The 3,587-nt window shown below is 29.8% G+C and carries 3 protein-coding genes and 1 riboswitch; all 3 genes read right to left on the bottom strand.

Annotated features, from left to right (window positions below; all coding sequences use genetic code 11):
* Positions 1-84: 84 nt before the first annotated feature.
* Positions 85-1,452: an NCS2 family permease gene (locus NG918_RS11310; protein WP_252226243.1), complete on the bottom strand. Its 1,368-nt coding sequence runs from the start codon at positions 1,450-1,452 to the stop codon at positions 85-87.
* An 83-nt stretch (positions 1,453-1,535) separates the two neighbouring features.
* Positions 1,536-1,637: riboswitch (purine riboswitch) on the bottom strand.
* Between the two features lie 100 nt (positions 1,638-1,737).
* Positions 1,738-2,736 (bottom strand): asparaginase, encoded by a 999-nt coding sequence (locus NG918_RS11305; RefSeq protein ID WP_252212909.1) that lies wholly within the window; start codon positions 2,734-2,736, stop codon positions 1,738-1,740.
* A 152-nt stretch (positions 2,737-2,888) separates the two neighbouring features.
* Positions 2,889-3,311 carry a PBECR3 domain-containing polyvalent protein gene (locus NG918_RS11300; RefSeq protein ID WP_252212910.1) on the bottom strand — a complete coding sequence of 141 codons (423 nt, stop codon included), beginning with the start codon at positions 3,309-3,311 and terminating at the stop codon, positions 2,889-2,891.
* Positions 3,312-3,587 lie beyond the last annotated feature (276 nt).

Genomic DNA, 3,587 nt, shown 5'->3' with positions numbered 1-3,587 from the left:
TTCCTAAGTTCAATTACTCCGCCCACTTTGCTTATGCATATATCAACACCCTGCTAAAACAGAATCTAAAATAAAAATTTTATATTATAATACTGTTAATTTCACTAAGAAGATAAGCGCTAACATTACCATAACCCAAGAAACTTTTTTCTTATCTTCTTTTTTAGAGAAAAGGTTATATAATAAATTTATAAATACATATGATAATATACCAAATGTTAGCCCATCTCCAATACTATAAGTAAGAGGCATCAAAGCGATTGTCACAAATGCTGGAAGCCCTTCTGTAATTTCATTAAAATCTATGTTTTTAGCTGCTCCAAGCATTAAATATCCCACATATATTAAAGCCGGTGCTGTAGCACATGATGGTATTGCAATAAAAATTGGTGAAAAGAACATTGCAATTAAGAATAAAACCCCTGTTGTAATAGCAGTCCATCCTGTTCTTCCTCCTGCTGCAACCCCTGTTGAGCTTTCTACATAAGTTGTTACTGTTGAAGTTCCAAGGCATGCTCCTACGGTTGTCCCAATAGCATCTGCAAGTAGTGCTTTTCCTGCATTAGGAACTTTCCCTTCCTCATCAAGCATTCCTGCTCTTGAGCTAACTCCTACTAATGTTCCTACTGTATCAAAGAAATCTACAAACAAGAATGTGCATACTACTGTTATAAATAATCCAATATTATCTGGATGAAATGCATATCCTAGATCTACCTTACCTGCAATAGGAGCAAGACTTTCAAATTTAAAAATCCCATTTGGTAAATATATACCCAAGTCAGCTGCCACTGATGGATTTTTTAAAGCATATCCCCAAGCCAATAAAGTACTTACTAAAATCCCAACTAAAATTGAACCTTTTATTTTCTTTTTATCTAATACTGCGATAATTATTAATCCAACACAAGTGATTGTAACTGTAGGAATTGTGAAATCACCTAGCCCTAATAAAGTTGCATCATTGTTTACAACTACTCCACTGCCTACAAATCCAATAAATGCAATAAACAATCCAATTCCAGCCGTAACTGCATATTTCATATTCTCTGGAATTGCATTTACAACAGCTTCACGAATTTTAAATAATGACATTAAAATAAATATAATACCTTCTACAAATACTGCTGTTAATGCTACCTCCCATGATATCCCTTTTCCTAATACAACTGAAAATGCAAAATATGCATTTAATCCCATTCCAGATGCTAAGGCAAAAGGTAGATTTGCAAACACTCCCATGAATATTGTTGCAAAAGCTGCTGATAAACAAGTTGCTGTTACAAGCGCTCCACTTGGCATACCTGTTGCACTTAACATGTTAGGATTTACAGCAATTATGTAAGCCATTGTTAAGAAAGTAGTTACCCCAGCTACTATTTCTTTTTTAAAATCAACCTTTTCATTAGAAAATATTTCAAATATTCTTTCAGACTTTTTTTCTTGTTGCATTTTTATTCCTCCTAAATTATTCAACTAAAAAAAATCCCTATGGTTTCATTTGATAACTCATAGCGACTTAATTATTAATAAGAAATTAATATAGTCTTACTCATAGTCAAATTATTTACGGCAATCTGGTAGATACTTGTGAACCATATTATCACAATTATATGAGTTATCCCTTTTACAAATATTATTATACTTATCAATCCGAACATTGTCAATCTAAAAAGGTTTAATCACTTGTTTTTTTCTTATTTTTCCGAACATTTTATTTTATTTCATTTTATTTATTCAGTTTTTTTGTATTTCGTATGTATCTTTTTCAAATATTTCTCTTATTTTAGTTAAATTATCATTATGATTTACAGCTACTAATAATTTTATTCTAGCCTTCTGTCCAGATAATACATCTCCAAATATAACTCCATACTCTCTAAGATTTTTTCCACCACCTAAATATCCATAAGATTCAAATACTCGACCTTCAAAGCACCTTGATACTATTACAACTGGAATTTCGTTTTTAATAGCTCTCTTAATTCCATCTACCATTAAAGGAGGTACATTTCCCCTTCCTAATGCCTCAATTACTACTCCTTTATATTCATTAGAAATAACAAAATCTATAAATTTTGAATCCATACCAGAAACGCACTTAATTAAAGCTACATCTTTTTCCATACTCTTTATTTTAACGTGTATAGATTTAGAATTTTCCCTATAAAAAATAACTCTATTATTATCAACTATTCCAATGGGCCCAAAATTAGGTGTACTAAAAGCATTTAATGCCATTGAATTTCTTTTGGTTACTTCTGTTGCACTATGTAATTCACTATTAAAACATACTAAAACGCCCCTATTTTTAGCACTATCAGAAATTGCTGTGCATATTGATGTAGCTAAATTAAAAGGTCCATCATATCCCAGTTCATCACTGCTTCTCATTGCTCCAGTAACGACTACTGGTTTATCAGTATTTAAAGTTAAATCTAAAAAGTATGCCGTCTCTTCTAAAGTATCAGTTCCATGAGTTATTACAACACCGCTTATATCAGCTCTGTCTAATAATTTTTGAACCAAATTTGACAATTCAAGCATTAATTCAGAAGTCATATGTGGCGATGGTAAATTAGAAAATGTATGACTTTCAATTTCAGCAACCCCCTGAATCCCTGTTACCATTTGCATTATTTCTTCTCCACTTAAACTAGGAACTGCTGCTTTTATTTTTTCATCTACTTTCATAGATATAGTTCCACCATTAAATATTATTGCTATTTTTTTCATCTATTCTTCCTCCATATAAACATAGTTACATTCTAATATATATTTCTATTTTTTATTTTTATCATAAAAATACTCTTGGAAACCCAAGAGTATTTAAATTATTTTGTTAATGTCTAAATATTCTACACTCCATTTAAAGCTTACTTAGTTAATTAAAATATATCCTGAGATTTTTCATCATTGCAACTTATTAGCCTTCCACTATTTAACCTTGAAACTATTCTAGATTCTGTTATAGGATACATAGTTGCTACATATATATATTGACCTTCTTCATCATACTCTAATGCTAAAAGAATATTACTATCAATCTTTTTTACTAATTCTAATGCCCCATCATTACTTCTTAAAGGATCTATTCCTATATAATCTGGGCACCTAATTATCTCTTCCATAATTTTTATTATATGATTTTTAACTCTTTTAGTAAATTGTTTTCCATGTTTTTTTATTATATGATTTATTACTCTGGAAGATATATAAACAGATGATGGAAAGTCATATTCTATAAGTTCTTCAATTAAAGATATATTTAAATTGCCAACTTTCTTATAGATTCTATACATTTTTTTCATGATATCCCTCATTTTATATTCTTTATTTTATTATATAATATTAGGATAGCCTCTTCTATGAATTTTAAAATATTAATATAAAATTTATTAATATGTAGAACAAAATCGCTAAGGCGACTTTGGAGCCGTCGATTTTTTTAGCCATGCGCCCTTTCCAAACGCAGTGCAGGAATAATGGTGCGGCATATAATTATTTTTTATTCTTTAGGGGGACTCATAATACCTTTAAAACAAATTATTTTAAAAGTTATCCACAAATTTTTTAATAATATAAAT

Origin of the sequence: Clostridium sp. ZBS2 (genome assembly GCF_023845855.1) — a bacterium.
Classification (GTDB): Bacteria; Bacillota; Clostridia; order Clostridiales; family Clostridiaceae; genus Clostridium; species Clostridium aquiflavi.
This window is presented reverse-complemented; position numbering and strand designations above follow the sequence as displayed.

Excerpts from the sequence above, each read along its gene's own strand:
- NG918_RS11305 (WP_252212909.1), bottom strand. The coding sequence starts at position 2,736 with ATGAAAAAAATAGCAATAATATTTAATGGTGGAACTATATCTATGAAA.
- NG918_RS11300 (WP_252212910.1), bottom strand. The coding sequence starts at position 3,311 with ATGAAAAAAATGTATAGAATCTATAAGAAAGTTGGCAATTTAAATATA.
- NG918_RS11310 (WP_252226243.1), bottom strand. The coding sequence starts at position 1,452 with ATGCAACAAGAAAAAAAGTCTGAAAGAATATTTGAAATATTTTCTAAT.